Raw genomic sequence first — 26,557 nt, forward strand, 5'->3', positions numbered from 1 at the left:
TTAAACATATTTTAGATATACTCGCGACTTTATATAAGAAAGGGTTTTATTTTGTTAAATATAAAAGAGACAATAATAGGTAAATCAATTAAAAGTGATGTTTTATCAGGAATAGTTGTAGCTATTGCTTTAGTTCCAGAAGCAATTGCTTTTTCAATTATTGCTGGAGTATCACCTTTAGTGGGTTTATATACTGCTTTTATTTTAGGATTAATTACTGCTATTATTGGTGGTAAAGCTGGGATGATTTCTGGTGCAACTGGTGCAATAGCCGTTGTTTTAGTGGGACTTGGAATAAAAGTTAAAGAGTCTATTTCAGAAGAATTAATGGCTCAACTTACACAAAATGGAGAGTTAGCAACATATATTCTTCAATATATTTTGGTAGCTACAATTCTTGCTGGTATTTTCCAAGTTTTAATTGGTGTATTTAAATTAGGAAAATTAATCAGATTAGTACCCCAACCTGCAATGTATGGATTTGTAAATGGTCTTGCAATTGTAATTGCACTTGCTCAATTTCCACTTTTTAAAGGTGAAAATTGGATTATGTATGCACTTGTATTATTAACAATGATAATAGTTAAATTTTTCCCAAAAATTTCATCTGCAGTACCTTCTGGTCTTGTTGCAATTGTAGTAATCTCTGCTTTAGTAATTGGTATGGATTTAGATACAAAAAGAGTTGGAGATTTAGCTGATATTTCAGGAAACTTACCCTCATTTGGAATTCCTACTTTACATATTGATATGGATGCAATTTTAATGATACTTCCTTATTCTGTATTAGTTGCTCTTGTAGGACTTATTGAGTCTTTACTTACTCTTTCTGTTTTAGATGAAATGGGTGGGAAAAGAGGAAGTGGAAATCAAGAGTGTATTGCACAAGGTGCAGGAAATATTACTTGTGGGTTTTTCGGAGGAATGGCTGGTTGTGCTATGATTGGACAATCAATTATTAACTTCTCAAATGGTGGCTGGGGAAGACTTTCTGGAATAACAGCTGCTGTTTTATTAATCTCTTTTGTTGTTTCTTTAAGTTCTTATATTGCATTAATTCCTGTTGCAGTACTTGTAGGAATTATGTTTATGGTTTCAATTGGAACATTTGAGTGGGAAAGTGCAAATAGATTAAAATATATGCCAAACTCTGATAGATTTGTATTAATTGCTGTTACTGTTATTACAGTATTTGCTGACTTAGCAATTGCAGTTATCACAGGGATTATTATCTCAGCTCTTGTTTTTGCTTGGAATCATTCTAAAGTTAGGTCAAGAACATATAGAGAAGATGATACAACAAAAATATATGAATTTGATGGTCCTTTATTTTTTGGTTCAACAACTTCATTTTTTGAACTATTTGATACAAAACATGACCCAGAAAATATTATCTTAGATTTTAAAGATGCAAGAGTTATGGATATTTCAGGAGTAGAAGCTATTGATAATATTACTAAGAAATATGCCGATGCAGGAAAAAAACTTACAATAAGACACTTAAGTGAAGATTGTAAAAAAATACTTAAGAATGCAGGTCCTTTTTGTACTTATGAAGAGGATGATCCTAACTATAAAGTAGCTATCAATTATTAAGCTTATTTACTTTACTTTTTTAGAACAATTTGCTAAAATTGTTCTATTAAAGGTTTAATATATGGAAATAAATTCTTACTCTCAATCAGCATCATCTATTTATCAACAATTAGCTCAAAAAAGAGCTGAACTATCTAATATTGATAAAAAAGAGCTTGAGAAAACTGCTTCTGATAATTATGACAAAACTAATGCTTCAAATGAAAAGTTTGAGCAAAAAGATTATCAAAGAGTTTTAGAAAAATATAAAAACCTAGATGCAGATGTTAAAAGTCATGAACAAACTCATGCTTCAAGAGGAACAACAACTGCTCCAATTCAATACAATTATCATCTTGGACCAGATGGAAGACTCTATGCAAATGGAGGTTCTGTTAGATTAGATACTTCAATTCCTAAGGAAGAAGGAAGTGCAAATGCAAAACTTGAAGAGTTAAAAAGTGCTTCAACTGCTGTTGATGCTTTAAGTAGTGTAGATGCTCAAATTGCAAGAACTGCTAACTTAAATAAAATGTTATTACAAGCTCAAGGAGACTCTTATGAGAATAGATAATAATTTAAATGGAATGATTGCTGCACAAATGCAGATAAATGAATCAGCTCAAACACTTGCAACAATTGCTGAGACAGTGGGGGATCCTGAACATATGGAAGTTACTGATGATATAATTAATGCAATTGTAGGACAAATTCCACAAATTATTGCTTATGAAGTAAATGCAAAAGGTATTGAAATGCAACAAGCAGCTGCAGATACTTTATTAAATCTAAAGGCATAAATATATGGATAAAATTAATATTGTTTGTCCTCACTGTTTAAAAGTAAATAAAATTCCTAAAAAAGAGTCATATGCAAAAGCAAATTGTGGTTCTTGTAAAAATTCTCTACTAGATACAACACCTATAAACTTAGATGAATCAAATTTTGATCATGTTGTTGTAAATTCAGAGATACCTGTAATTGTTGACTTTTGGGCACCTTGGTGTGGTCCATGTAAAATGATGTCACCTATTTTTAATGAAGTTTCTCAAAAATATGCATTAAAAGCCCTTTTTGTAAAAGTTAATACTGAAGAACAACAAAACTTAGGTGCTAAATATCAAATAAGATCTATTCCTACTTTAATAGTATATAAAAATGGAAATGAAGTAAAAAGAGTTAGTGGAGCTTTAGACCCACTAAGATTATCAAGTTTAGTAAATGAACATTTATAAAAACTAATTATTAGTTTTTATAAATTGTTTTAATTCTTTTAATTGATTTTCATTAAACACAGTAATTCCATTTTCATTTAAAAGTCTTGCAGTCATTCCCTGCCCTTCAATTAAATTATTTGAAAATGTTCCATCATAAATTTCAATATTTCCACATGATGGTGATTTTGCTTTTAATAAAGCAACTTTGATTTTCTCTTCCAAACATAAATCTAAAGCTTTTTTTGCACCAACTAAAAAATTAATTGTCACATCTTCATTATTTATAGTTTCAACTCTAAAAGGTTTTGTTAAACTTGTAATTTCAGCAGGATCTCTAGGAGTAGATAATCCTCCTTGAACTTCTGGACAAAAAGAGTAAATTTCATTATCACATAAAATATCCATAAAAAGTTCTTTTAAAGCAAAAGAGAAATTTGGGTTATATGCTACAGATGAGTTTTCTGCATCATATCTTACATCTTCACCAAGTAAACAAGAAGAGATTAATATCTTCATATGTTAATCTCTATCCAGTAATTCTTTTGTAAAGAATGTAGATGTTTGAATATTATTAAAAGCTGATTTCATAGAGATAAACATTTGAGGATTTTCTTCTTCCATTTTTTCTAAAAGTTCTTTTGTTTTTGCTCTTGCATGAGGCATTTTAATATCAAATCTCATTGCAGGGCATGCTTCATCACCAATTACAGAGATTTCATTTGTTTGTGCAAATGCTCTTAATTGTCTTTCTCTACAAAAAATTAACGGTCTAATAACCTGTAAACCATTTTCTGCTTTGTAAATAGGAGGCATTGATCTTAAAGCTCCATTATATAAGAAATTCATAAAGAATGATTCCATAGCATCATCTAAATGATGTCCTAAGGCTAATTTATTATATCCTTGCTCTTGAGCAGTTGAATAAAGGTATCCTCTTCTCATTCTTGAGAAAAAAGAACAAAATGAAGAGTTCTTTCTAATTTTATCTTTTGATAAGTCAAAAATTTCTGTATCAATAATTTCATGTTCAATACCATGCTCTTTGCAATGATCTGCTAAAAATTGAACTTGTTCTCCCATTCCATAAGTTACTGTTACTGCTTTAAATTCAAAATCAAAAGGAGTAACTTTTTTTAGATGGTTTAATGCATGGATTAAAGTTGTAGAGTCTTTTCCCCCTGAGAAACCTACTAAAACTCTATCTCCTTCTTGTATAAGTCCGTATTCTGCGTTTGTTTTACCCACTAAACTTGAAATCTTTTTACTTAAGTTTACCAAAATTTCTTTCCTAATAATTTTTTCGCGATTATAACAAAAAAAACTAAATTAACTGCTTTTTTAGATAAATTGAATATAATTTCTTTTTTAATTATACCTAGTAAAGATAAGATTGATATGACACAAGAAGAAATAAAAGAATTTAAAGAGACTATTGCAAGAACAATTATTCCAATAGTTCAGAATATGACAGAAGAGCAAATTAGAGACATAATTAAGATAGTTGAGAAAGAACATAAAGATTTACCAGATGGTTTCGGAAATATGCTTTATGAACAAATATTAATTATGAAATATAATGGAAGACATTAATAATATTTTCCATAAAAGCATTTAAACCTTTAAAGTAATTTCTTTACTGCACTTTTAGATAAAAATACTATAATCATGATTTTTATAATGGTTGTAAAGGATAAAATAATGAATAAAATTCTTTTTAAATTTAAGATTTATTTTCTAATATTTATATTATTTAGTGGTTGTTCAACTGCTACAAAAGAAGAACAAGTCGATGTTCCTTCAAAATCTATTGAAAAAGTAGAAGAAGTAACAAAACCTGTTGAAAAAATAATATATAAAGAAAAAATTGTATATGTTGAAGAGAAAGTAAAAGACTCTAAAATTATAGTTGGGAAAAATGAATATATTTATATTCCATCTGAAAAACTAAAGTTAAAAGCAAAAATTGATACTGGTGCAACAACAACATCAATTCATGCATTAAATATTAAGCCTTTTGAACGAGATGGTAAAAAATGGATTAAATTTGATTTAGTAGATAGTGATGGAAAACTTATAAACAAAGCTTTACCTATAAGTAGAACAGTTTATATAAAAAGGCATGGTGCAAAAAATCAAAAAAGATATGTAGTTAAAATGAGAATTAATCTAGCTACAAGTAGCCAACTTGTTGATGTAACACTTACAGATAGAAGTAAATTTACTTATCCTGTTTTAATAGGAAAAAACTATTTAAATGGCGTAATTTTAGTTGATGTATCTAAAAAATATATGCATGAACCTACAACAAAATTAAATAAAGAGTAAAAATGACTTCAAAAAATCAGATTTTACTTTTTTCAATAGTTTTAATACTAACATCAATTTTATTGATGACTTATAAAGTTAAAGTTTTAAACTTTCCTCTTTTCCAAGAAGAGACAACTAATATTTGGAATGTAGAAGCAAAAATTAGTTTTGATAGTAAAAAAAATCAAAGTGCACTTATCTCAATGGCTCTACCAACTAATCAAAATGGATTAATAATCATAAATGAAGAATCAAGCTCTGCTGACTATGGATTTACAAAAAGAGAATTAGAAGGTGTAAATAGAGGGGTTTGGTCAAAAAGAGAGATTGAAGGTAATCAAGTAATCTACTACTCTATAGATTTAATTAAAGATAAGTATTATAAAGCTTCAAAAGAAGAAGAATATACTAATTTAGAACCTATTGAAGTTCCATCAGTAATAGTTCAAGCTGCTGAATCATTACTACATAAAATTTATGACAAAAGTTCAGATTCATTAACATTTACTTCTCTGCTTATAAAAGAATTTACTCTTAGTGAACCTTCACAAGCTGCTAAAATGATTAAAAATAACTATATGAACTCTAAAAAAGAAAAAAGAGATACTTTAGTTCAACTTTTAAATAAAATGAAATATCAAGTTAGAACTATTGGTGCTTTATCTTTAGAAGATAAACAAAGAAATATTGAATTAACTCCGATGTTTGAAGTTTTCCATAAAGATAGCTGGTATTTATTTGATATAGATAAAGGATTAATTGAAAATAATAGTAATATATTTATTTGGCAAAGAGGTTCTCAATATTTACTTGAAGCTGAAGGTGTAAAAAACTCTGATGTTAAATTTTCTGTTACAAAAAATATTGTTCCAGCTAGAAATGCAGCTTTATCAAAGGATTTAAAAAATCAAAGTACTATTTTAGACTTTTCTTTATTTACTTTACCTAATGAGTCTCAAAATACATTTAAACTTCTATTGTTAGTTCCACTAGGAGCTTTAGTTGTAGTTATTATGAGAGTTATTATAGGACTTAAGACTTCTGGAACTTTTATGCCTATTTTATTATCAATGGCATTTATTGAAACAAGTCTATTACCTGGTATTATGATGTTTATTTTAGTTGTAACTATGGGGTTAATTGTTAGGTCTTATTTATCCCATTTAAATCTTCTATTAGTTGCAAGAATCTCTTCTGTATTAATTGTAGTAGTTGGTATTATGGCATTTGTTGCAATACTTTCTCAAAAGTTAGAACTACAATATGCTACAAGTATTACATTCTTTCCAATTATTATTTTAGCTTGGACAATTGAAAGAATGTCTATTATTTGGGAAGAAGATGGGCCTAGAGAGGTGTTTTTACAAGGTGGAGGTTCATTAATTGTTGCTATTATTGCATATTTTGCAATGACAAACCCTATTCTAAGTTTTATTACATTTAACTTTCCAGAGGTTTTATTAGCAGTATTAGGGTTAATTATTCTTCTTGGAAGATATAGTGGCTATAGATTAAGTGAACTTTATAGATTTAAATCAATGGTAAAATAAATGCTTGCAAATCCTTTCAAACTAAAAAAACTTGGTATTTTAGGTATGAATAATAGAAATATCAACTATATAGGAAAGCATAATGATAGAAAAAACTTTCCTCTTGTTGATAATAAGCTAAAAACAAAAAAACTAGCTCAAGAACATAATATTTCTGTACCAGAGCTTTTAGGATATATTCAATACCAAGTTGAAATCAATCACTTTGAAGATTATATTAAAAATCAAGATGGTTTTGTAATAAAGCCTGCACAAGGAAGTGGAGGTAAAGGTATTCTTGTAATTGTAAAAAGAGTTAATGATAAGTTTATTAAACCTAGTGGTGAAGAGCTAAACTATACAGATATTAAAAGACATATCTCTAATATCCTAAGTGGTCTATACTCTTTAGGTGGAAGAAATGATGTTGCTGTTTTTGAGAAATTAGTTGACTTTGATAATGCCTTTGACGGGTTTAGTTATGAGGGTGTTCCTGATGTTAGAGTTATTGTTTATCAAGGTTTCCCTACTCTTTCAATGATGAGACTATCAACTTCAAATAGTGATGGAAAAGCAAATCTACATCAAGGTGCAGTGGGTGTAGGAATTGATATTAAAACAGGTAAAGCTCTAAATGCTGTTCAATTTGGAAAACCAATCACTACTCATCCTGATACTAATAGAAATTTAAAAGAGTTAGTAGTTCCTTATTGGGATGAAATACTACATCTTTCTGCAAGATGTTATGAAATGACAAATATGGGTTATTTAGGTGCTGATATTGTTATAGATAAAATAAGAGGACCTTTAGTTTTAGAATTAAATGCTAGACCTGGTTTAGCTATTCAAATTGCAAATGATATAGGTGCTTTAAAAAAATTTAATTTAATTGATGAGTTAAAAGATAAAAATAAAAGTTTAGAAGAGAAAGTTGCTTTTGCTAAGGAACATTTCTAAAAGTAAGAAGTCTCCTTCTTACTTTTCTAAGTCTCTTGCTCCAATATTTCCATATCTATGGTATGAATGAGAAACTGATTGCTCTATAAAATAGTTTAGAAGTTCTAATCTTCCTTCCATCATAGGCTTAGCTCTTACTATAAATGTTACTGTTTTTGCAGCTTCTTTAAATACCTCTTCTGAAACCTTTGAGATATCAGAGAAGATTACTCTATCATATTTTGAAATCTCTTTTTTAAATTTCTCTTCATCTTGCACTACTAAGTTATCTCTAGCAGTAAATAGAGTTGAATAAGCCTCTTCTAGGAAAGATTTTACTTTTGCATTTTCATCAAGAGATACTTTAAAATGAACTTTTGCTACTCTTGCTGCTAAGATTCTTGATAATACTTCAAAAAGTGTATCATCATTTGATACTCTAATTAATACATTATTTAATGGAAGATATCTAAAATGATTATCTTCTCCTCTAACTTTACAATAATCTTTCTCTTGTGAAAACTCATTCTCATAGTTTTCATAATATGATTGTAGAGCAAAAGATAGTTTTTCAAAATCCTCTTTATTTTCAGTTTTTGATTTATAAGACTCTATAAATCTTGTTAAATCTGTTGAATATTTTTTTGATACTGAAGGAGTATTTATCTCTTCAAAATTAACAAACTGTGTAATATAGTTAAAAATACCTACTTTTCTTCCAGCTCCAATTGCAGATTTACCCATACCACCGAAAGGTTGTCTTAAAACAATTGCTCCTGTTGTACCTCTATTAATATATAGATTTCCTGCTTTTAAGTTCTCTTTCCAATATGCCACTTCTCTCTCATCTAATGATTCAATACCAGAAGTTAATCCATACCCAGTAGAATTTACAATATCAACTGCATGTCTTAAATCATTTGCTTTAATTACAGCTAGTACAGGTCCAAAAAGTTCTGTTTTATGAATAAAACTTCCCTCTTTTATTCCCCATTTAATTGCTGGTTTTAACATATATTCATTATCTTCAGCATATGAAGGCTCTAATGCCCATTCTTCACCCTCTTCTAATTCAGAGATAGCTTGTTTTAAAGCTCCACTAACAGGATTTGCTAATGTTCCAATTCTATTTTTAAAATCCCAAACTGAACCAACACTCATAGATCTTGCAGTATCAATTAAAGCTTTTTTGAAAGATTTATCATTATAAACTTCCTCTTCTAATACTAAAAGTGAAGTAGCCGAACATTTTTGTCCTGAGTTTCCAAAAGCACTTTGACAAACATTTTTAACAGCTTGGTCTCTATCTGCCATATTTGTAACAATAGTTGCATCTTTTCCACCAGTTTCAGCAGTTAAAAATAGATCTGCTCTTGTTTCAAGCATTTTATATGCAGTATCTTCTCCACCTGTTAAGATTACAAAATCAACTTTTTTATTTGCAATAAGATGTTCTCCAGCTAAAGCACCAGGACAAGGAACAAACTGTAAAGTATTTTTTGAAACTCCTGCATCCCAGAAACATTTACACATTTCATATGCAGTTAAAGCAGCTACAGAAGCAGGTTTAATAATAACAGTATTTCCAGCTGCTAAAATTGCAGCAATCCCTCCTAATGGAATTGCAACAGGGAAATTCCAAGGTGGCACAACAACCCCTACTCCTTTACCTGAGAATTCTAAGTTTTGATATTTTTGAAAATAGTTTACAGAATAAGGATAAAACTCTAAAAAGTCAACTGCTTCAGAAACCTCTACATCTGTTTCTGTAAATACTTTTCCAACTTCAGCTGCTGCAATACCAATTAAATCATCTCTTCTTTCTCTAACCTTTATTGCTACTTGTTTTAATACTTCATGTCTTTGTTCATGAGTTTTACTTCTCCAACCATCAATATCAGCAGCAGCAACTTCAACTGCTTTTTCTAAATCTTCAGCTGTAGCATTTGCAAATTTTCCTGCTAATACACCCTCTTTTAATTGAGATTTATCTATTGCTTCTATAATTTTTCTATTTTCAGTTAACTCTTCTGCACCAACTACAACTGGAACTACTTTATGTTCAATATCTTTTGAGAATTTCCATTTTTTTACAATATTTCTTGCCCACTCTTGATTATTTGGTAAAACAAAATCCGTATCAGCTTCTGCATGATACTCTTTTGTATCATAAGAAGAGTGGCTAAAATCTGCCCATTTTTCATTTAATCTATCTTGTTTCCTTTTTGCTCCAACAAAAGAAGTAGCCTCTTTTTCAAAAGATTTTCTAAATAACTCTTCTTGCATTTTCCAATCTTTTGAACCTACTTTTAATCCAAATGAGTATCTAATAAAGTTATTTGGACCTGTATTTTCATCTAATCTTCTTACTAAATATGCAATTGCATTTGTAAACTGCTCTTTTGAGGCTGTAGGACCATATAAAATTACACTCTTAGAGATCTCTTTAATTGCTAATCTTGCTGGTTCACTCATTCCTTCTAACATCTCAATTGTATGATATTCGCTTGTTCCTAACTCTTGTGCTAATTGTGTAGCAAAAGCTAATTCAAATAGATTATGTGAACCTGTTCCTACATGCATAAAAGGAGCATTTTCTGGTTGTAATGCATATCTAATCATTCTTTTATAGTTTGAGTCAGTATCACTTTTATCTGTATAAGTTACCATTTCCCAATGCTTTTGAGATGCTTCTGTCTCTTCCATCTCCATATTAGCACCTTTAACAAGTCTAAACTTAATAGGACTACCACCCTTTTCAACTCTTTTTCTTGCCCAATCACATAACTTTTGTTGCCATAAATAAGAGTCTGGTAGATATGCTTGTAAAACAATTCCTGCATAAAAATCTTTGAACTCTTCTTTTTCTAAAGTTCTTTTAAATACTTCAACAGTAATTGCTAAATCTCTATACTCTTCCATATCAAGATTGATAAATTTATTTGATTTTGTGCCATCTGGTGCAATATAAGGATATTTTTGTGCTTGTCTATAAATTGTACTTAATTTTTCTACTAAAACTTCAACGGTATGCTCAAAGTCTAAAGCAGAGATTTGAGAAAAAATTGTAGAAATTTTAATTGAGATATAGTCTATATTTGGATTAGCTAAAGCTTTTAAATATTTTTCCATTCTCTCACTTGCTTCTTCTTCACCAAGAACAACTTCACCAATTAAATTAATATTTACTCTTGTATTCTCTTCTCTTCTCATTTTAAGATGTTTATTAAAAGGCTCATCTTCTCCTTTTAAAACTACTGTTTTTGTATCTTCTCTAATTTGATTAACAAACATAGGAACAGAAATATTTGGTAAATATTTACCAATATTTTGAAATAACCATAATAGAGTTCTATCTTTTGTTGTAAAAAAGTGTGCCATCCCATGTTTTTCTAATAAAAAAACAATTTGATTTGCAACTCTACTATTTGACTCTGCTCTAAAACATTGATCCATTAACTCAATTAATAGTGCTTTATCTTTTGGATGTTCAAGCATTTTATTCATTTTTATGTAAAATTCTCTATCCCAATCACTTACAAGTTCTGTAGCTCTATTTTGCCATCTTTCAGCAAGTTTTACAGCTGATTCAATTACTTCTTTTTCATTTATCATTCGTTTATCCTTATATTTTAAACATAATCAAATTATAGTAATACAAAAAGTACTACCTTTAAAAAATTATCCCACATTAAAACTTAAATAGGTCTTAATTTTTATCTATTTTTTATCTAATAATTACTTATTTATAGTACTTGTGAAAGTTACAGATATAAAAATACTTTAGCATTACTTCAAGGAGTTTTAAAAGAAATCAAAGTAATATAATATATACATATAGAAACAAAGGATTGTTTTTTGGCTAAACAAAAATATGATAGACAGATTATTAAAAATGTTATAGATAAGAGTTTAAAGAATAAAAAAGAAATTACTCAATTAACCATAAAAATTGATTCAAAATTAGATGATGCACTTGCAACACTATCTGATAAAATTAATATCTCTAAAAATAGACTTATCGAAAATATTCTTTATGAAAGTGGCATTATTGAAGAAGTTGAGGAAAACTATTATGAGTAATTTTCCAAAACAAAATGAAGTAGTAGATGCAATTTTAAATGGAATCGTACAAGCTAAGAATAATTTTTTATTTTGGACAAATAATAGATTAAGCCTTTCATATGGTCCTCATAAAATTGTAACTATTCATATAGCACAAGAGATTGCTAAAATAAAAGAAAAAGCACCAGAAATTTTTATTAATGCCACAGTTACAGATATTTTAAGATGTACTTTACCTGATAGAACTGAATATCCAAATTTTATGGCTAAAAGAGGACTTACAGAAGGAACTTTTAGTATAACTTTAGATGAAAGAATTCCTCATAGTAATAATAATGATTCAATTTCAAGAGTAATTATTTCTGTTAAAAACAATGTAATTAATACAAAAAAAGAGTATTTAGATGAGATTGATAGAATATGTAAAATGGTACAAAGAGATGAAGAATATAAAGAATCAAGCTTAGATTATGGAGTATTTACTTTTTATTCAGATATTACAAAAGATGCAAGAAAAAAACTTGATAAAAGAATTCCTGAGATTATCAAAAACTTCGATAAAGTAGTTGCTCAATACGATAATTTAAAGGCTACTTTTAAAGGTGGAGAGATAAATAAAACAGATAATGACGAAGAGTGGTCAATGAGCTGTTATATTATTGAACCTTTCTACAAATAAACTAAAGTTATAATTCTCATAATTTAAACTAAACAATTCCTTTATAATAAAAGAATAAGATTCTTAAAATTTATTATTGAAGGAGTTGTCTTGAACAATTTTTTATTTAATCAAAAAGCATTATTTGAAAATTTATCTTTATTGCTTTTAAGACTATTTATTGGTGGAACTTTTCTAGGTTATGGAATTTCAAAAATTCAAAAATTTGAGAGTTTCTATCTACCTTGGTTTACAGATAAATTAGGAATACCTTTTCCTGAGTTAAGCCTAAGTTTAGTTATCTTTTTTCAAATTGTTGGAGGAGTAGCTATTATTCTAGGACTATTTACAAGAGTTTTTGCTATACCTTTATTTCTTATTATGTTAGTTGCAATGTTAACAGTTAATATACATAATGGATTTAATACAGCACCAAATTTTGGTTATGAGATAAATTTAGCTTATATGTCTATTCTTTTCATTCTATTTTCATATAATTCTGGAAAATTTAGTTTAGAAAATATCTTATTTAAAAGAGATTAGAAGGGTAATCCCTTCTAATTAATGTTTTTTACCAAGATAAGCCTCTTGGATTTTTTCTGATTTTAACAACTCGTCAGCTGTTCCTTGGTGTGTAATCTTTCCTACTTCTAAAACATAAGCTCTATCTGCTAACTTTAATGCAGCCTTTGCATTTTGTTCTACTAATAAAACTGTAACTCCACTTTGTGAAATCTCTTTTACTGCTTTAAAAATAGCCTTTACTAAGATTGGAGCAAGTCCTAATGATGGTTCATCAAGAATTAAAAGTTTTGGTTTAGACATAATAGCTCTTCCAATAGCAAGCATTTGTTGCTCCCCACCAGAAAGTGTTCCTGCAAGTTGTTTTCTTCTCTCTTTTAATCTTGGTAAAATATCATAAATCCAAGATAGAGTCTCTTTATCATGATCTTTTAAAGTATAAGCACCCATCATTAGATTCTCTTCTACTGTTAAAGTTCCAAAAACTCTTCTTCCTTCAGGAGAATGAGACATTCCAAGACTTACTATATCATGAGCAGGAGTATCAGTAATATCATTTTTATCAAAAATTATACTTCCCTCTTTCGCTTTTAATAGACCAGAAATAGTTCTTAAAGTTGTAGTTTTTCCAGCACCATTTGCACCTAAAATAGTTACAACCTCTCCTCTTCTAACTTGTATAGAAATACCTTTTATTGCTGTAATTGCCCCATAAGAGACGTGAAGGTTTTTTATTTCTAATAAAATCTCATTATTTACCATTATTCATCCTCCTCGTCATCATCACTTCCAATATATGCTTCAATTACTCTTGGATCATTTTGAACAAAGTTTGGTTCACCTTGAGAAATCTCTTTTCCAAAGTTAATAACAGTAATGTAATCAGTTAAACTCATTACCATTTCCATATCGTGTTCAATCATCATAATTCCAATATCCATTTGAGATATTTTTCTAATAATTTCTGTTAATTCTATTGTTTCATTTTCATTTAAACCAGCTGCTGGTTCATCTAAAATAAGTAGTTCAGGGTTTGCTGCTAATGCTCTTGCCATCTCTACTTTTCTTTGATTTCCATAAGATAAATCTCCCGTAGGATTTGTAGCTAGGTGAGTTAAATTAAAAAACTCCATTAACTCTTCTACTTTTTTCCAAGCAGCTTTTTCATCTTTTTTATATGCTGGTGTATGAAAAATTGCATGGTACCATTTCTGTTTTGATTTAGTATGATACCCTGCCATAATATTTTCTGCAACACTCATGTCACTAAATAGCCTAATATTTTGAAAAGTTCTTAGAACTCCTTTTTGAGCAATTTTATGAGGTTGCATTCCTGTAATATCTTCACCTTTATATTTAATAGTTCCTTGCTCAGGAGTATAAATACCTGTAACACAGTTAAAAAGTGTTGTTTTCCCTGCTCCATTTGGACCAATGATTCCATAAATTTGACCAGGTTTTACTTTAATAGTTAAATCATCAATTGCAACAAGTCCATGGAAAAACTTTGATACATTGTCTATTTCTAGTACATATTTCATTATTTAGTTTCTCCTTTTGGTTTCGCTTTTAAAGCTTTCTCTTTAAGATATTTTGGAATATTTCCAAAACTTGCAGGCCAAACACCATTTGGCCTTAAAACCATAGTTAAAACCATTGCTGCACCAAAGATTAAATATCTTGACTCTTTAAATTCTGTAAATAATTCAGGTAATACAAACATTACAAATGTTCCAATAATTACCCCAGGAAGTGAAGCAGAACCACCAACAAGAACAATAGCAAAGAACATAACAGATTGCATGAAAGAGAATGACTCTGGACTTACTGCTGAGTATTGAATAGCAAAAATAGAACCTGCAACACCCGCAATTGCTGCACCTAAAGCAAAAGCAAATAGTTTATAATAAGGAATATTGATACCCATAGATTTTGCTGCAATCTCATCTTTATTTATATAATATAAAGCTCTTCCGTATCTTGAATTATCAAGATTTCTAATTATTAATAAAGTAACTAATAATAGACCAAATGCCATATAATAAATCGCTTTATCTGAAAATAATTCATATCCAAAGATTCTTACAACATCAATTCCAAAAATACCATTTGGGCCACCAGTTAAACCAAATAAATCATTTGATAAAACTTGTTCAAAGATAATATTAAAACCAATTGTTGCAACAAGTAAATAATCTCCTCTTAAGTGAATAATAGGCCCGGCTAAAACAATTGCTACTATTACAGGAAAAATAATTGCAAAAGGAATTGTTGCAATAATTTCTAATCCAAAATGTACATTTAAAATAGCCGTTGTATAAGCTCCAATACCAAAGAAAATTGCATGCCCCATATTAAATACACCTGCTCTTCCAAGAATAATATCTTGAGAGAAAGCAACTGTAGCAAATACTAAAAAGGTAATACCAATAGAAAGCCAAGCTGAATCAACAGTAAAAGGAAAAACAGCCATTACTAAAATAAAAATAGTAGCAATTAAAGTAGTCTTATTCATTATACTTTCTCCGCTGTTTTTTCACCAAGAATACCTGTTGGTCTAACTATTAGAATAATAATTAAAAGAACAAAAGTAAATGTCTCAGCCCATTCTGTTGAGATATAACCTGCAATTAAAGCATTAAATAATCCAAGTAATAATCCACCTATCATAGCTCCTGGAATTGAACCAATTCCACCAATAATTGCAGCAATAAAGGCATTAAGACCATAAACCCAACCCATATCAAAAGTTAAAGATCTATAATATAAACCAATAAACAAACCACCTATTGCTCCAAGCATAGAACCAACAACAAAAATTATCATAATAATTCTATTTACATTTATACCCATAAGTTTTGCAGCATCTTGGTCAATAGCTGTTGCTCGAATTGCTGTACCAATTTTTGTTCTATTAATAAAGAAATATAAAGCAATCATTAAAATAGCAGAAAGAGCTAAAATACAAACTTGAGTAAATGAGATAATTACTCCTGATATATTCCATGTTGTACTAGGAAGTAAATCTGCTGGAAAAATTTGCATATTTGGTCCCCAAATAAGCATAATTCCATTTTGAATAACTAAAGCAGCTCCTAATGCTGAAACAACAGCACTAAGTCTTGGTGCCGTTCTTAAAGGTCTGTATGCAAGACGCTCAAGAAGAACACCCACAAAAGCAACAATAATAGCAGTTAATAAGAAGATAATAATTACATTAACAAAAGAAACTGCACTTGCACCAAATAATTGAGAGAAAATAGTAAGTCCTACATAAGCTGAGAAAGCCACAAGGTCTCCATGGGCGAAGTTAATTAACTTCATAACCCCATAGACCATTGTGTATCCTAAAGCAACTAATGCATACAAACTTCCTATCGTTAAACCATTGATTAACTGTTGAAGAAAAATATCCATTTAGACTCTCTTTTATTTATTAAATGATACTTTATAGCTTCCGTCATTTTGGATTTGATAAACCATTAATGATGCTCCAACTCTTTCCCCATCTTCTCTAATGTTAAATGGTCCAGTAATTCCTGGGAAGTCTTTCATATCATTTCTAATATAATCAGAGATTTTTTTAGTATCAAAAGATTTAGTTTTTTCAACACCTTCCATAACAGCTCTTAAACCATCTGCATTAACAACTGCCCAAATTGAAGGAGGCTTCATATTAAATCTCTCTTCGTATGCTGTTAAATACTTTTTAGCAGCTTCATAAGGTAAAATATCAGGAGTTGGTACATTTACTAAATATACACCCTCTGCTGATTTTCCAGCAAGTTTTAAGAAGTCTGGATTATCATTTGAATCTCCACCAACAAAATCAGCTTTAATACCTAATTGCTCTTGTTGAACTCTTAAAAGTCCACCATCAGTATAATAACCAGAATAATAAATTACATCTGGATTTAAAGCTTTTACTTTTGTTAAGATTGCTGTAAAGTTTTGAGTACCTGATTTAATTTTTCCTCTAAATGCAATATTTCCACCAAGTTTTTCAATTGAATCAACTACTGAATTTGCTAAACCATCAGAATAAGAAGAGTAGTCAGATAAAATTGCAATTCTTTGATATTTTTTTTGATTTACAAAATAATCAGCTGTAAACTCACCTTGTGCAGAGTTTGGAAATGAGTTTCTAAAGAATGTCCAATATTTTCTTTTAATTAAAGAATCTGAAGTACCATCTGAAGTTTGAAGTACTTTATTTCTATAATAAGTTGTTTGAGCAGCTTCTGTTGCTCCTGAAGTATAAGAACCAATTACTGCAAATACTCCTTCATTTACTAATTTTTTAGCACAAACAGCAGCTTTTTGAGCTTTTGCTTCGTCATCACAAGTAACTACTTCAATTTTTTTACCAAGTAATCCACCCTCTTTGTTCTTTTCATCTACAATAAGTCTAACAAAGTTATCAATACCCTGTCCCTCATTTGCATATTTCCCTGTAATTGGAGCTTGAACACCAATTTTAACTGTATCAGCTGCAAATACAGAAGTACAAACAGCAGCACTTAGTGCAAGTGCACTAGCAAGTCTTGTTAATTTCATTTAATCCCCTTTCATTAAAATAAATCTTTCTTTAGCCTAGGTAAAAACCTCTAATGTTTTTTTAGTAGTACTAAAAGTAATGACTTTTAAAAACTATTCATTATTTCACAGTAAAAATAAATTAAGACTTAAAAAAAGACCATTTTTTATAACTAATAGGTCATTTTATAGTAATTTTCTTAAAATGCTATTTTAATGCTACTTTTTTGTCTTTTTTTGCTGAATTAGTAGTCCTACAATAATAAAAGATAAGCCCATTAAAGTAGATATATAAATTTTTTCATTTAGAATAAAATAGATGAAAATTAATGAGATAAATGGTGAGATAAAAATAAGATTTGCTATCTTAGATGTGTTAGTTGCATTTTGCATTGCCTTTAACCAAAAAAGAAAAGTAATACCCATCTCAAATAGTCCAACATAAATAGCAGCTAATAGCCCATTTGTATTTGGAATAACAAAAGGTTGTGTCAAAATAAAATATATAATAATAATTGGTGTAGCAACTAAAAAGTTTGAAAACAACATTACAGTTGAATCTCCTTTAGCTTTTGTATTAAATATCCAATATAAAGACCAAAGGATAGTACTAAAAAGAGCCAATAAAACTCCATCAAGATTTGAGAAGTTTAAAGAGAAAGGTTCTCCTTTTGTAGAGATAATTAAAACTCCAAAATAGCAGATAATTCCAGCTACAATATCATTTAAAGATAATTTCTGTTTTAAAAAAGGTACAGAAAGAAAAGCTAACATTAATGCCCAAGTATAATTTATTGCTTGTGCCTCTTGTGCTGGTAAATAATCATAAGCTTTAAAAAGAACTAAATAGTATAAAAAAGGATTAATAAGTCCTAAAATAAAAACTAATTTTATATTACTCTTTATATAAGGAATCACTTGATTTAGTTTCTTATTTATTATTAATATAGAAAATAGTGCAAATAATGATGTTATTGAAGAGAATAAGACTAACTCTTCAGGAGATAAATATTGTAATGAGAATTTAAATGCCGTAGCAACAGTTGACCATAAAAAAACTGCAATCAATGCAAATTTATAGGCTTGTGATTGAGATTTTATCTTATTTCTCCATGTTTTTTGCAAATTGTACCACAGCTAATATAATATTTACTTACTTGAATGTTAAGAAGAATATTATTAATTATTTTTAAGTTTAAATATATCTTCTTTTTATAATAATTTATTATATAAAAAAAGGAGCTGTTATGATTTTAAAAGTATTAAAAATTAGTGCTTTATCGACTATTTTAGGTTTATCATTAAATGCAAATGATTTTAACCTAAGAGGTGAAGGTGTAGATATTACTTATAATGAGAAAGAGTTTACAATCAAAAGAATGCATGATGAAGAGTGTAAAACTATAAATGGTGCTGACCCTAAGAATATTTGGTCTGGAAACTATGCAAAAGAGGGTTTACCTCAAAAATGTGTTAAAAGTTTTGTAACTACTGTAGGGAAAATTACTCCTATGAAAATCAATGACACTATAAAAACTATTGGTGAAATAGAGGTTATTGAATTTATTAAAAAAGCTCAAGATAAAGAAGATATGTTACTTATTGATGCAAGGCTTCCTGATTGGTTTTTACAAATGACTATCCCAACAGCAGAAAACATTCCTTTTACATACTTTGATAAAAGTAAATATCCAGATGATTTCTATGATGTATTAGAGATGATTGGAGTAAAAGAGGTTTCAGCTGGTAAGTATGATTTTACAGATGCAAAAGAGTTATTACTATTTTGTAATGGAGCTTGGTGTCCTCAATCTACATTTGCAATTGAAAATCTAATAAAAATAGGTTATCCTCAAGAAAAAATCTCTTGGTACAGAGGTGGAATGTATTCTTGGAAGATGTTAAATTTAACTACAACTTCAGAATAGTAAATCATTAATTTGATTTACTATTTAAAAATCTCTTTAAAATCTATTACTAAAGATTTATCAACTCTTCCTTCTTCTGCCATAGAACTAATAAGTTCAAAAGTTTGTTCCTTAGAAAAAGCCTCTCTATAAGAGTTTTTACTTGTTAAACTTGTGTAGATATTTATTAAAGCAAGTGCCCTATCCTTTAAGCTCAAATCTCTTGCTTCTAAAGAAAAAGGATAACCTTTTGAGTCTATTTGCTCTTGTACTTTATAAGCATACGAGCAAATATCAGAGAAACCAATTATATTAGATAAAATCTTTTTTGTATAATAAGGATAAGCTTTAATAAGCTCATACTCTAATTTATCTAAAGAGCTTTTTTTATTTAATATCTTTTCATCAATATAGAGTTTTCCAATATTACATAAAGAAGCTGCTATCATAAAAGTTTGTTTATCTTTGTGTTCAAAATTATAAAAGTCTGCTACTTTTGAAGCATTGGTAATAATATTTAAATTCTCATTTGTAAATAGTGTAAAAATAGAAGTGATTTTTAAAATCTCTTCAAATTCTAGAACTATTGTTTTATCATGTAAAGTAGAAAAAATAAAAGTAAGAAGCTCATTTTCATTTTGTAAATCAAGCCAAAAACTTTGGTTTTTACTAAATTCTTCAAAACATTCAACTAAATCTTCTGAAAAAAGTATATTCTTTTTCTTTTCTAAAAAATTCAATATCTTCTCTCTATTTTCAATAGCTGGATTACTTAAATCAAATTTTGTATCAAGAAGATTTGAAAAAGAGATAAACTGAGAAAAAAGTGGGATTTCATAATCTTTTAAACCAAAAACTCCTGAGCCATCAAAAAACTCTTCTTGATAGAGTAAAACATCTTTTTGTTCCTCAAAACTAAAAGGAAAAAGAGTTACATAATTATTTGCTAAAAGACAGAACTCTTTTTTATCTTCTTTTGTTTTTAATAGAGCAATATTATGCATAAGTGAGTATGCACATAAATCAAATAAAGCTTCTTGCTTATAATTAAACTCTAAGGCCAATTTTAAACAAAGATAAGCAACTCTTTTAGAGTGATTTTTACTTGTTTTAGAATATCTTGATTCTATTTCATCTAAGGCATTTGAAAAAGAGAGTAAAAAATTATTTAAATTAAAATTCATTTGTTTTTTCTTATCCATAAAAGTTCCTAAGTTTTATTAAATATCCTACAATATTAATACTAATTATACATTAAATCTACTAAAATACTAAAACTAGAAATATAAGAAAAACAAATAAGGAGAAAGATGAGAAAAATCATATCAACTATGGCTATTTTAGGTTTAAGTACTTCAGTTTTTGCACATGACTATAAGCTTGAACCAAAAAAAATAAATGACAATACTTGGTGCTTTTTAGGTAAGCTTGAAGCTCCTACAAAAAACAATGGTGGTTTTATGTCAAATCACTGTTATGTGAATACTGGAAAAAATTATGTTTTAATAGATGCAGGAGCAACTTATGAACTTGCAAAACAAGCTTATGAGAAGATGAGTGAAATAAAAAAACTTCCTGTGAGTACAATAATTTTAACCCATGAACATGATGATCATTGGTTAGGTGCTTCTTTTTATAAAAAAGAGTTTAATTCTAAGTTAATAGGAAGCTCTTTAATAAATAAAAACTATAATGAAAACTCTAAAACAAGAATGTTTAAAATGTTATCTGAAGATGCTATAAAAAATACCTCTATTATTAAAGTTGATGAAGAAATTAAAGAGGTAAAAACTCTTAAAGTTGATGAGGTAGAGTTTCAAATAATACCTATAGGTAGAAAAGCTCATTCAAGTGATGATCTATTTGTTTATGTACCTTCAAACAAAACTCTTTTTGCTAGTGATGTAGTTATGAATGGAAGAATTACTTCAAATAGAGATGGTTCAGTTATAGGACAATTAAAAGCTGTAGAGATGATTGAAAAGATGGATTATAATAATCTAATTCCTGGACATGGCTTTGATACCAGTAAAAACGCTATAAATGAAACAAAACAATACTTTACTCTTTTAAAACAAAGAGTTTTAGAAGCTGTTGAAGAAGAAGTTGGAGCAGCTAATATAACAAAACATGTAAAAATGGAAGAGTTTAAAGATAAAGCTTTATATGAAGAGTTAAATTCAAGAAATGTTTTTGATGCTTATTCGGAGTTAGAGTTTTATGAAGAAGAGTAATTACTCTTCTTCAAATAGTTCAACTGTTGCAGCAGTTGCAGTATCTGTCATATCTAAATCAAGATGAGCTGCACCTTTTACTTCTACAAGTTTTACATTTAAACCTTTATTTTTAGCAATTTCAAAAAACTCTGTTGTAACACTTGGTTCAGAAATTTTATCTTCACTTCCATATACAAATAAGATTTTTGTCTCTTTGTCAATATTATCTAAAATATCAACCATTGAGATTAAACCTTTATCTTTATTAATTTTATGAATATCATATCTTCCACCAGCAAGTACAATATTTTGGATTAATTCAGGTTTTACTCCAATTAGTGTTCCACCCATCATAGCCCCTGCACTATGCCCAATAAAATTAACACTACTTGCTTCATACTTCTCTTTTAAAGCAGAAATTAATTCTCCTAAAAAAGTTACATACTCTTTTGTAGCAGCTAAATTTTTCACTTCTTTACTTGCTAATGGCTTTAAATTATTTGTTGAAGATTTTGAATACCCAGGAAGAGCAACAGCAATTGTAGTTAAATCTGTCATCATATTCATACTCTCTGCAAAAGGAGCATATCTTCCTAAAGTATTTGTACCTAAATCCCAAGTTCCATGAACAATAACTGTAATTACATCATTGTTTTCACCTTCAAAGGCTCTATATTCTATACACTCATTACCTGCAAAAATAAAACTTCCTTCTTTTGCTTCACACTCTTGTTTAGTAACAGAAGAAGCCATTAAAGAAGAAGATAAAACTAAAGATAGAAAACTTGCTTTTAAAACTTTTTTTAACATAATTACTCCTTATTAGTAAGCTATAATACCTATATATCCATCAACTTGTCTTTCAATTAGCTCAACAATTCCTGCTTGAACAAAACTTGCTTCACCAATAAAATCATCTTCAGTCCATTTCATAGTTTCCATTGTATTTTTACATACAATAAACTCTACATCATACTCCACTAAAGAGATAATTCTTTTTAAAGTTGCTGCGTCATAATCTTTTCTTAAAGCTCTAACACCATTACCATATGCAATAACTACAACCTTTAAAGATTCTGCTGGATACTCTTTTAAGATATTATAAATAGTGCTTAAATTATGATTTACTTTCTCTAAATCCGAATCATACAACTGAATTGCAACTTTTCTTGGGTCATCAAATGTTGGAAACGGTTCACTAAAGTCTGATTTTGCAAATAAAAATAGTGCTAAGGCAAACATTAATATAAAAATTTTTTTCATAAATTATCCTTTTTTTAATAGTTCTATAGAATCATTTTCTTTTATAATCCCACTTTGTACAATAGTACAATAAATACCTCTACAATCTTTAATTAAAGAAGGTAGTTCATTTCCAAAAACTGCTAAATGATTACAAATGGTACAGTTTTCAGTTATTTTTATTATACTTTGCCCTATTTTAAACTCTGTACCTACTTTATATTTATGGGGATTAAAATCAAATAAAATATTTTCCCCTAAACTTCCATACTCTAAGTTTATTTTCTTTTCTTTTGCAAGAGCATAACTATTAAAACCTACAATCATTACAGTTTTATCTAAATCTTTTCCTGCAAATTTATCATTTTCTATACCAAAATCTTTTACTAAAGTTAAAGAGTTAACAGTAGGTCTAGGAAGCCCACTCTGCCCTTTTAAAGCACTAAAAGTACCTATTACTTTTCCTATAATCATTAATTATAAATTCTCTTTTAAAATTTGTAAAAAATCACTTTTAATCCAAGCTCCTGGATAAGTATTTAAAAGCTCTCCACCAGAAGTTAAAACAAAAAATGTCGGTGTCATCCCTTTAAAATGTTTTTTTAAACCAAAGGGTAAACTAACATAATCAACATCTACTTTTAAAAAGATATAATCTTCTGACATTGTTTCTTTAACATCCTCTAAATTTAATACATCTTTTTCCATTTTTTTACAGAAATAACATGTTTTTGAAGTAGCATAAACAATAATATGTTTACCTTGTGCTTGTGCTTCTTTTAAAATCTCTTTCTCATTATAATTTGAAGAGAGCTCTTTATTTGCTTTTGGCATATTTTTTAATCTATCAGCTTTATATCCCATAAAATATTGTGCTAAAAGTTCTGCTTCTTCATCACTTATTTTTAAAGGTTCTTTCTTTTTATAGTATTTTAATGCTGCTTGGTCACAGATACTATTATTTACATCAGGATTTGCTAAATAGTTTTTTAAATACTCTTCTATTTCAACAACTCTCATATCAACATCATTTGGGTCACCAATTTTTTTACTACTATCCATAATAGCCCATGCAAGCATATTTTCTGTTGGTATTTCCAAATTTAGTAACTTATTATTTCTCTCATAAAAATTCTCTTTTAATTTTTTAAAAGAGATAAATCCTTTATGACACTCAGCACATTTTTGTTCAAAAAGTTTTTTCCCTTCTTGAAAATCTGCAAATAAATTTGTTGATAAAAAACAGGCAAATAGAATTATAAACGCCTTTTTAATCATTTTTTGTCCTTCTTTTGATTTATAAAATACTTTCTTAAATACTTTATAAATCAAAAACATAAAGGATATTCCTTTATGTTTTATCATTTTGAAACTATTAAATAATTCCTGGATTTCCTTTGATACCTACGATATCAGGAGTATCAATTTTCAAATTAGCAATATGTTTTACATTTTTTAAATATGTCTCTACAGTTTCCCATACAGGTTCACCTGGTGATTTAGCACCAACTGTAGACCATCCTGCTACTTTATAAGATTTATTTGCTTCTAATTTCTTACCATTTTTAGTAAGAGTAATATCTGTAATTCTCTCACCCATTTTTGCAGTTGGATTAATTCTATAAGAGATTCCACCTGTTCTAACCATATCTCCACCTTGTTGGTAGAAAGGGTCTTCATTAAATAAGTTGTCAGCTACATCTTCTAAAATAAGTTTAATATCTTTACCAGAAATATCTCTAGCATAAGTTTCAGGGTAAGTCATTGCTGTTTGAGTCATTAAATCATCAAAAGTAATATCTTGTCCTGGAATTACTGATGTTCCCCATCTAAATCCTGGAGATAAAGAGATATCTGCTCCTTTTACATCCATTAAAGCATCACAAATGATTTGATCCCAAGAACCATTGAAGTTACCTCTTCTAAACAGTGTTTGTTCAGTAGTTGCAATAACTCTATCTAAATCTTTTTTATATGGAGCTCTTACATCTTCAATATATTTTTTCATTTGTTTATCTTCAGGAATTAAATCAGAGAAGATTGGAAGTAATGTAAATTTAAAGTCTTTGATTTTTCCATTTTGAATATCTAAATCAAGTACATTTAAGAATTTACCATTTGAACCAGCATTACAAACATAAGTAACACCCTCTTCATTTTTAACAGGATATGCTTCAGGAACACCATCATGAGTATGTCCACCCATGATAAAGTCAATACCAGTAACAACCTCTGCCATTTTTTTATCAGTATCATAACCATTATGTGATAATACAATTACTGCATCTGGTTTTTCATTTTCTCTTACTTCATCAACTAATTCTTGCATTCCTTCATCATTAATTGAGAATGACCAATCAGGAATAAATCTTTGTGGATTTGCAATAGTTGTATAAGGGAATGCTTGACCAATAACTGCAACTCTAGCATTACCCATTTTTCTAATAGTATATGGTTTAAATGCATGCCCAGAATCTTTATCATAAGCTTGCATTGCAACATCAGTCTCTTCAAATAAAGCATCTTCTTTAACTTTAACATTTTGAGCTAAGAATTCTGCTTTTAATTCTTTTACATTTGCTAAAACTTCTTCAGCTTTATATGTAAACTCCCAGTGACCAACAGCAACATCAACACCTAATAAGTTCATAGCACCAACCATATCTTTACCTCTTGTGTAAAGAGCTGTTGCACTACCTTGCCAAGTATCTCCACCATCCATTAAAAGAGTTTTATCTTCACCAAAACTCTTTCTTAAATAATCAACAACCGTTTTAATTTGAGCAAAACCACCAGTTCTACCCATTACTCTTGCATGTTTTTCAAAATCAATACAAGAATATGCATAAGTTAATCTTTTATCGTTTTTAATCCCATAATAATCTAAAAACTTTTCTCCAACAATATGCGGAGGCTTACCATAATTACCATGAAAACCTAGGTTTACACTTGGCTCTCTAAAGTATACTGGTAAAAGTTGTGCATGAGAATCTGTCATATGCATAAATCTTGCATTACCAAATGGTTTTAACTTATAATAGTCTTCCATCTTATTTGTATTTGTCATTCTTGTATGAGAGTTTGCAAATACAGGTGCAGCACCAAGTACTGCCATCATATAAACAAATTCTCTTCTACTTAATTTACTCATTTATAAATCCTCTTTTATATTTTTGACAACTCTTAAACTATTTTCCGCTTCCAACTACAGTAAATCCTAATGAAGTCCAAGCTTGCATTCCACCTCTATAATACTTAATTTTTTCAGCAGGATATCCCATGCTTAAAAGTGAGTATTTAGCTCTTTTAACCATTGCTGGTGTTTGTCCACACCAATATCCATTACAATATAATACTATTGTTTTAGCATTAGAGAAATCTAATTTACCATCATTATCTACAACACCCATTTCATCTTCCATCATTTCAATAGCAGTTGCTTTTTCATTAAAATTTGTAAAAGGAACATTTACAGCCCCAGGAATTCTAAGTTTTGCAAACCATCCTGGTTTTCTTGAGTCAATAATTACAATTGATTTATCTGTTTGAGCTTTTTTCATATATTCAATAAATTCTAATTCTCCAACAGTCTCAATTCCTTCAGAAATAACCATTGGCTGTGGTGCACCTCTATCAGTAGTATTATAAAGGTCAGAAATAATATTTCCTGCTTTTTGATTTCTCATTAAAGTAAATTTTTCACCATTTAAATCCATTTCAATTGATTTAACACCTTTTGAAATAGGTACAAATTTTGAAGTACCTTCTGCTAATACAGATGTAGAACATACTGCAAAAACAGCAGAAACTGCTAATAGTTTTTTTAAAATTGTCATCTCTTCTCCC

Annotated in this window: 29 protein-coding genes; 13 read left to right on the top strand and 16 right to left on the bottom strand. The window is 28.9% G+C overall.

Going from position 1 to position 26,557, the window contains the following annotated elements:
• The first annotated feature begins 51 nt into the window (after nt 1–51).
• The 4 genes from ABIV_RS06970 to trxC all read left to right on the top strand — a co-directional run bounded on the left by ABIV_RS06970 (nt 52) and on the right by trxC (nt 2,811).
• Nucleotides 52–1,596 (top strand): SulP family inorganic anion transporter, encoded by a 1,545-nt coding sequence (locus ABIV_RS06970; RefSeq protein WP_114839180.1) that lies wholly within the window; start codon nt 52–54, stop codon nt 1,594–1,596.
• Between the two features lie 61 nt (nt 1,597–1,657).
• Nucleotides 1,658–2,149 (top strand): putative metalloprotease CJM1_0395 family protein, encoded by a 492-nt coding sequence (locus tag ABIV_RS06975; protein WP_114839181.1) that lies wholly within the window; start codon nt 1,658–1,660, stop codon nt 2,147–2,149.
• Nucleotides 2,136–2,375 carry a hypothetical protein gene (locus ABIV_RS06980; protein ID WP_114839182.1) on the top strand — a complete coding sequence of 80 codons (240 nt, stop codon included), beginning with the start codon at nt 2,136–2,138 and terminating at the stop codon, nt 2,373–2,375. Before ABIV_RS06975 ends, ABIV_RS06980 begins: the two co-directional genes overlap by 14 nt.
• Nucleotides 2,376–2,379: 4 nt before the next feature.
• Nucleotides 2,380–2,811: a thioredoxin TrxC gene (trxC, locus tag ABIV_RS06985; protein WP_205526912.1), complete on the top strand. Its 432-nt coding sequence runs from the start codon at nt 2,380–2,382 to the stop codon at nt 2,809–2,811.
• Nucleotides 2,812–2,814: 3 nt separating this feature from the next.
• Here trxC and ABIV_RS06990 read toward each other — a convergent pair whose 3' ends face one another.
• The gene (locus ABIV_RS06990; protein ID WP_114839183.1) at nt 2,815–3,309 is read right to left on the bottom strand and encodes a 2-thiouracil desulfurase family protein; all 495 of its coding nucleotides are present in this window, start codon (nt 3,307–3,309) and stop codon (nt 2,815–2,817) included.
• Nucleotides 3,310–3,312: 3 nt separating this feature from the next.
• Nucleotides 3,313–4,071, bottom strand: a complete 759-nt coding sequence (locus tag ABIV_RS06995) for a tRNA 2-thiocytidine biosynthesis TtcA family protein (RefSeq protein ID WP_114839184.1) — start codon at nt 4,069–4,071, stop codon at nt 3,313–3,315.
• A gap of 117 nt (nt 4,072–4,188) precedes the next feature.
• Between ABIV_RS06995 and ABIV_RS07000 the strand changes: the two genes are divergently transcribed.
• The 4 genes from ABIV_RS07000 to ABIV_RS07015 all read left to right on the top strand — a co-directional run bounded on the left by ABIV_RS07000 (nt 4,189) and on the right by ABIV_RS07015 (nt 7,586).
• Complete coding sequence (locus tag ABIV_RS07000) at nt 4,189–4,383, top strand: hypothetical protein (protein ID WP_114839185.1); 195 nt, start codon at nt 4,189–4,191, stop codon at nt 4,381–4,383.
• A gap of 108 nt (nt 4,384–4,491) precedes the next feature.
• On the top strand, nt 4,492–5,118 hold the full coding sequence (locus ABIV_RS07005) for an ATP-dependent zinc protease family protein (RefSeq protein WP_121499732.1): 627 nt from the start codon (nt 4,492–4,494) through the stop codon (nt 5,116–5,118).
• 2 nt (nt 5,119–5,120) lie between these two features.
• Nucleotides 5,121–6,650 carry an inactive transglutaminase family protein gene (locus ABIV_RS07010; protein WP_114839187.1) on the top strand — a complete coding sequence of 510 codons (1,530 nt, stop codon included), beginning with the start codon at nt 5,121–5,123 and terminating at the stop codon, nt 6,648–6,650.
• Nucleotides 6,651–7,586 carry an alpha-L-glutamate ligase-like protein gene (locus ABIV_RS07015; RefSeq protein ID WP_114839188.1) on the top strand — a complete coding sequence of 312 codons (936 nt, stop codon included), beginning with the start codon at nt 6,651–6,653 and terminating at the stop codon, nt 7,584–7,586.
• Between the two features lie 18 nt (nt 7,587–7,604).
• Here ABIV_RS07015 and ABIV_RS07020 read toward each other — a convergent pair whose 3' ends face one another.
• Nucleotides 7,605–11,180, bottom strand: a complete 3,576-nt coding sequence (locus ABIV_RS07020; RefSeq protein WP_114839189.1) for a bifunctional proline dehydrogenase/L-glutamate gamma-semialdehyde dehydrogenase — start codon at nt 11,178–11,180, stop codon at nt 7,605–7,607.
• 243 nt (nt 11,181–11,423) lie between these two features.
• Here ABIV_RS07020 and ABIV_RS07025 point away from each other — a divergent pair, with 243 nt between their 5' ends.
• The 3 genes from ABIV_RS07025 (at nt 11,424) to ABIV_RS07035 (ending at nt 12,831) form a co-directional block, all read left to right on the top strand.
• Nucleotides 11,424–11,648, top strand: coding sequence for a hypothetical protein (locus ABIV_RS07025; RefSeq protein ID WP_114839190.1), 225 nt, complete (start codon nt 11,424–11,426; stop codon nt 11,646–11,648).
• Entirely contained in the window at nt 11,641–12,309 is a 669-nt protein-coding gene (locus ABIV_RS07030; RefSeq protein WP_114839191.1) for a hypothetical protein, read from the top strand. The genes ABIV_RS07025 and ABIV_RS07030 overlap by 8 nt, the downstream gene beginning before the upstream one ends.
• Nucleotides 12,310–12,399: 90 nt before the next feature.
• On the top strand, nt 12,400–12,831 hold the full coding sequence (locus tag ABIV_RS07035; protein WP_162917987.1) for a DoxX family protein: 432 nt from the start codon (nt 12,400–12,402) through the stop codon (nt 12,829–12,831).
• A gap of 18 nt (nt 12,832–12,849) precedes the next feature.
• On the opposite strand, the gene ABIV_RS07040 is transcribed toward ABIV_RS07035, so the two are convergent.
• From ABIV_RS07040 to ABIV_RS07065, 6 genes are all read right to left on the bottom strand, one after another.
• The gene (locus ABIV_RS07040) at nt 12,850–13,572 is read right to left on the bottom strand and encodes an ABC transporter ATP-binding protein (protein WP_114839193.1); all 723 of its coding nucleotides are present in this window, start codon (nt 13,570–13,572) and stop codon (nt 12,850–12,852) included.
• The gene (locus tag ABIV_RS07045; protein ID WP_114839194.1) at nt 13,572–14,351 is read right to left on the bottom strand and encodes an ABC transporter ATP-binding protein; all 780 of its coding nucleotides are present in this window, start codon (nt 14,349–14,351) and stop codon (nt 13,572–13,574) included. The genes ABIV_RS07040 and ABIV_RS07045 overlap by 1 nt, the downstream gene beginning before the upstream one ends.
• On the bottom strand, nt 14,351–15,325 hold the full coding sequence (locus ABIV_RS07050; protein ID WP_114839195.1) for a branched-chain amino acid ABC transporter permease: 975 nt from the start codon (nt 15,323–15,325) through the stop codon (nt 14,351–14,353). Before ABIV_RS07050 ends, ABIV_RS07045 begins: the two co-directional genes overlap by 1 nt.
• Complete coding sequence (locus ABIV_RS07055) at nt 15,325–16,227, bottom strand: branched-chain amino acid ABC transporter permease (protein ID WP_114839196.1); 903 nt, start codon at nt 16,225–16,227, stop codon at nt 15,325–15,327. Before ABIV_RS07055 ends, ABIV_RS07050 begins: the two co-directional genes overlap by 1 nt.
• Before the next feature lie 12 nt (nt 16,228–16,239).
• On the bottom strand, nt 16,240–17,367 hold the full coding sequence (locus ABIV_RS07060; protein WP_114839197.1) for a branched-chain amino acid ABC transporter substrate-binding protein: 1,128 nt from the start codon (nt 17,365–17,367) through the stop codon (nt 16,240–16,242).
• A gap of 198 nt (nt 17,368–17,565) precedes the next feature.
• Nucleotides 17,566–18,471 (bottom strand): DMT family transporter, encoded by a 906-nt coding sequence (locus ABIV_RS07065; protein ID WP_205526913.1) that lies wholly within the window; start codon nt 18,469–18,471, stop codon nt 17,566–17,568.
• 122 nt (nt 18,472–18,593) lie between these two features.
• Here ABIV_RS07065 and ABIV_RS07070 point away from each other — a divergent pair, with 122 nt between their 5' ends.
• Nucleotides 18,594–19,274, top strand: a complete 681-nt coding sequence (locus tag ABIV_RS07070; RefSeq protein ID WP_114839198.1) for a rhodanese-like domain-containing protein — start codon at nt 18,594–18,596, stop codon at nt 19,272–19,274.
• Nucleotides 19,275–19,294: 20 nt separating this feature from the next.
• On the opposite strand, the gene ABIV_RS07075 is transcribed toward ABIV_RS07070, so the two are convergent.
• On the bottom strand, nt 19,295–20,455 hold the full coding sequence (locus ABIV_RS07075) for an HD-GYP domain-containing protein (RefSeq protein ID WP_114839199.1): 1,161 nt from the start codon (nt 20,453–20,455) through the stop codon (nt 19,295–19,297).
• 108 nt (nt 20,456–20,563) lie between these two features.
• Between ABIV_RS07075 and ABIV_RS07080 the strand changes: the two genes are divergently transcribed.
• Nucleotides 20,564–21,487, top strand: coding sequence for an MBL fold metallo-hydrolase (locus tag ABIV_RS07080; protein ID WP_162917988.1), 924 nt, complete (start codon nt 20,564–20,566; stop codon nt 21,485–21,487).
• On the opposite strand, the gene ABIV_RS07085 is transcribed toward ABIV_RS07080, so the two are convergent.
• The 6 genes from ABIV_RS07085 to ABIV_RS07110 all read right to left on the bottom strand — a co-directional run bounded on the left by ABIV_RS07085 (nt 21,488) and on the right by ABIV_RS07110 (nt 26,547).
• A complete protein-coding gene (locus tag ABIV_RS07085) occupies nt 21,488–22,279 on the bottom strand; it encodes an alpha/beta hydrolase (protein WP_114839200.1) in 792 nt (263 codons plus the stop codon).
• Nucleotides 22,280–22,291: 12 nt separating this feature from the next.
• Entirely contained in the window at nt 22,292–22,732 is a 441-nt protein-coding gene (locus tag ABIV_RS07090; protein WP_114839201.1) for a DsrE family protein, read from the bottom strand.
• Between the two features lie 3 nt (nt 22,733–22,735).
• The gene (locus ABIV_RS07095; RefSeq protein WP_114839202.1) at nt 22,736–23,185 is read right to left on the bottom strand and encodes an MOSC domain-containing protein; all 450 of its coding nucleotides are present in this window, start codon (nt 23,183–23,185) and stop codon (nt 22,736–22,738) included.
• Nucleotides 23,186–23,188: 3 nt separating this feature from the next.
• Entirely contained in the window at nt 23,189–23,989 is an 801-nt protein-coding gene (locus ABIV_RS07100; protein ID WP_114840476.1) for a thioredoxin family protein, read from the bottom strand.
• Nucleotides 23,990–24,086: 97 nt separating this feature from the next.
• Nucleotides 24,087–25,862 carry a thiosulfohydrolase SoxB gene (gene soxB, locus ABIV_RS07105; RefSeq protein ID WP_114839203.1) on the bottom strand — a complete coding sequence of 592 codons (1,776 nt, stop codon included), beginning with the start codon at nt 25,860–25,862 and terminating at the stop codon, nt 24,087–24,089.
• Nucleotides 25,863–25,899: 37 nt separating this feature from the next.
• Nucleotides 25,900–26,547 carry a rhodanese-like domain-containing protein gene (locus ABIV_RS07110; protein ID WP_114839204.1) on the bottom strand — a complete coding sequence of 216 codons (648 nt, stop codon included), beginning with the start codon at nt 26,545–26,547 and terminating at the stop codon, nt 25,900–25,902.
• Between the last annotated feature and the right edge of the window lie 10 nt (nt 26,548–26,557).

It is taken from the genome of Halarcobacter bivalviorum (assembly GCF_003346815.1).
Taxonomy (GTDB): Bacteria; Campylobacterota; Campylobacteria; order Campylobacterales; family Arcobacteraceae; genus Halarcobacter; species Halarcobacter bivalviorum.

Excerpts from the sequence above, each read along its gene's own strand:
- ABIV_RS06975 (WP_114839181.1), top strand. The coding sequence starts at position 1,658 with ATGGAAATAAATTCTTACTCTCAATCAGCATCATCTATTTATCAACAA.
- ABIV_RS06980 (WP_114839182.1), top strand. The coding sequence starts at position 2,136 with ATGAGAATAGATAATAATTTAAATGGAATGATTGCTGCACAAATGCAG.
- trxC (WP_205526912.1), top strand. The coding sequence starts at position 2,380 with ATGGATAAAATTAATATTGTTTGTCCTCACTGTTTAAAAGTAAATAAA.
- ABIV_RS06990 (WP_114839183.1), bottom strand. The coding sequence starts at position 3,309 with ATGAAGATATTAATCTCTTCTTGTTTACTTGGTGAAGATGTAAGATAT.
- ABIV_RS07000 (WP_114839185.1), top strand. The coding sequence starts at position 4,189 with ATGACACAAGAAGAAATAAAAGAATTTAAAGAGACTATTGCAAGAACA.
- ABIV_RS07005 (WP_121499732.1), top strand. The coding sequence starts at position 4,492 with ATGAATAAAATTCTTTTTAAATTTAAGATTTATTTTCTAATATTTATA.
- ABIV_RS07010 (WP_114839187.1), top strand. The coding sequence starts at position 5,121 with ATGACTTCAAAAAATCAGATTTTACTTTTTTCAATAGTTTTAATACTA.
- ABIV_RS07015 (WP_114839188.1), top strand. The coding sequence starts at position 6,651 with ATGCTTGCAAATCCTTTCAAACTAAAAAAACTTGGTATTTTAGGTATG.
- ABIV_RS07020 (WP_114839189.1), bottom strand. The coding sequence starts at position 11,180 with ATGATAAATGAAAAAGAAGTAATTGAATCAGCTGTAAAACTTGCTGAA.
- ABIV_RS07030 (WP_114839191.1), top strand. The coding sequence starts at position 11,641 with ATGAGTAATTTTCCAAAACAAAATGAAGTAGTAGATGCAATTTTAAAT.
- ABIV_RS07040 (WP_114839193.1), bottom strand. The coding sequence starts at position 13,572 with ATGGTAAATAATGAGATTTTATTAGAAATAAAAAACCTTCACGTCTCT.
- ABIV_RS07045 (WP_114839194.1), bottom strand. The coding sequence starts at position 14,351 with ATGAAATATGTACTAGAAATAGACAATGTATCAAAGTTTTTCCATGGA.
- ABIV_RS07050 (WP_114839195.1), bottom strand. The coding sequence starts at position 15,325 with ATGAATAAGACTACTTTAATTGCTACTATTTTTATTTTAGTAATGGCT.
- ABIV_RS07055 (WP_114839196.1), bottom strand. The coding sequence starts at position 16,227 with ATGGATATTTTTCTTCAACAGTTAATCAATGGTTTAACGATAGGAAGT.
- ABIV_RS07060 (WP_114839197.1), bottom strand. The coding sequence starts at position 17,367 with ATGAAATTAACAAGACTTGCTAGTGCACTTGCACTAAGTGCTGCTGTT.
- ABIV_RS07070 (WP_114839198.1), top strand. The coding sequence starts at position 18,594 with ATGATTTTAAAAGTATTAAAAATTAGTGCTTTATCGACTATTTTAGGT.
- ABIV_RS07075 (WP_114839199.1), bottom strand. The coding sequence starts at position 20,455 with ATGGATAAGAAAAAACAAATGAATTTTAATTTAAATAATTTTTTACTC.
- ABIV_RS07080 (WP_162917988.1), top strand. The coding sequence starts at position 20,564 with ATGAGAAAAATCATATCAACTATGGCTATTTTAGGTTTAAGTACTTCA.
- ABIV_RS07085 (WP_114839200.1), bottom strand. The coding sequence starts at position 22,279 with ATGTTAAAAAAAGTTTTAAAAGCAAGTTTTCTATCTTTAGTTTTATCT.
- ABIV_RS07090 (WP_114839201.1), bottom strand. The coding sequence starts at position 22,732 with ATGAAAAAAATTTTTATATTAATGTTTGCCTTAGCACTATTTTTATTT.
- ABIV_RS07095 (WP_114839202.1), bottom strand. The coding sequence starts at position 23,185 with ATGATTATAGGAAAAGTAATAGGTACTTTTAGTGCTTTAAAAGGGCAG.
- ABIV_RS07100 (WP_114840476.1), bottom strand. The coding sequence starts at position 23,989 with ATGATTAAAAAGGCGTTTATAATTCTATTTGCCTGTTTTTTATCAACA.
- soxB (WP_114839203.1), bottom strand. The coding sequence starts at position 25,862 with ATGAGTAAATTAAGTAGAAGAGAATTTGTTTATATGATGGCAGTACTT.
- ABIV_RS07110 (WP_114839204.1), bottom strand. The coding sequence starts at position 26,547 with ATGACAATTTTAAAAAAACTATTAGCAGTTTCTGCTGTTTTTGCAGTA.